The organism is Streptomyces millisiae (assembly GCF_031845425.1).
In the GTDB taxonomy this organism is placed as follows: Bacteria; Actinomycetota; Actinomycetes; order Streptomycetales; family Streptomycetaceae; genus Streptomyces; species Streptomyces millisiae.
Genome location: NZ_JAVREM010000155.1, coordinates 1 through 1,169, shown reverse-complemented (window position 1 = coordinate 1,169; position 1,169 = coordinate 1). Strand labels below are relative to the sequence as shown.

Here is a 1,169-nt window from a genome sequence, read left to right as displayed (position 1 = left end):
ACTGAGGTTGAACTCGCGATAGCGGCTGGTCGTGACGGCTCGTGATCCCTGCGGTATGCCGTGTTCATGAGGTATGCGCAGGGAGGCGGGCTGACGCCGAAGGGGCAACAGGCCCGGGAACGGGTGCGGTTGGAGGCCGGCGCGCGGTTCGGGCGGGGTGAGAAGACTGCTGAGATCGCGGCCGAGTTACGGGTGGGTAAGCGGCAGGTCGAGAAGTGGCGCCGGTCCTGGCGCGAGGGTGGCCTGGACGCCCTGCGGTCCAAGGGGCCGATGTCGGTGGAGCGGCTCTCACCCCGGCAGTGGGAGCGTTTGGAGCGGGAGCTGGCACGGGGACCGCTGGCGCACGGCTGGGACGAGGGCCAGGGCTGGACGCTGGTGCGGATCAAGACGCTGATCGGGCGGATGTTCCACGTCGGCTACACCGTGCAGGGCGTGTGGAAACTGCTCCGGCGGCACGGATGGTCCGCGCAGGTGCCCGCTCACCGGGCGATCGAGCGGAACGACGAGGCCGTCGAGGTGTGGAAGGACGAGGTGTGGCCGCGGGTAAAAGCACCGCGGCGGACCTGGACGCCTACATCTGCTTCGAGGACGAAGCGGGCCAGGGGCTGAGGCCGCCGAAGGGACGTACCTGGGCACCGCGCGGCCAGACCCCGGTGATGCGGGTGCGCGGCAGCAACCGGGGCCGGGTCTCCGTGGCCGGCGTCGTGTGCTTCAAGCCCGGTGCGCGGACGCACTTGTTCTACCGGCTGCACGTGTGGCGCGGGCGCAAGGGCGAGCGCAAGAGCTTCGCCTGGCGGGACTACCGCGACCTGATCGTGCTCGCGCACCACCAGCTCGGCGCCCCGATCGTGTGGGTGTGGGACAACCTGAATGTGCACCTGACCGGAGAGCTTGCGGACTTCATCGCGGAGAACAAGGAGTGGCTCAGGGTGTTCCAGCTGCCCTCCTACGCTCCCGACCTCAACCCGACCGAGGGGGTGTGGTCGCTGCTGAAACGGTCGCTGGAGAACTTCGCCGCCGCCAATCTCGATCACCTCGTCCGCGTCATGAAGCGCAAGCTGAAGAAGATCCAGTACCGCCCGCACCTGCTCGACGGCTGCCTCGTCGAGACCGGCCTGATCATCGAGCCGCCTTGACCACCCCACCCGCTATCGCGAGTTCAACCTCAG

1 protein-coding gene is annotated in these 1,169 nt (G+C 68.5%); it reads left to right on the top strand.

What is annotated here, in order from left to right:
• Nucleotides 1-66 precede the first annotated feature (66 nt).
• A protein-coding gene (locus RNC47_RS37790; protein ID WP_449657366.1) for an IS630 family transposase occupies nucleotides 67-1,136 on the top strand; the annotation gives its coding sequence in 2 pieces (ribosomal slippage) (nucleotides 67-528 and nucleotides 531-1,136; 1,068 coding nt in all).
• Nucleotides 1,137-1,169: the final 33 nt, after the last annotated feature.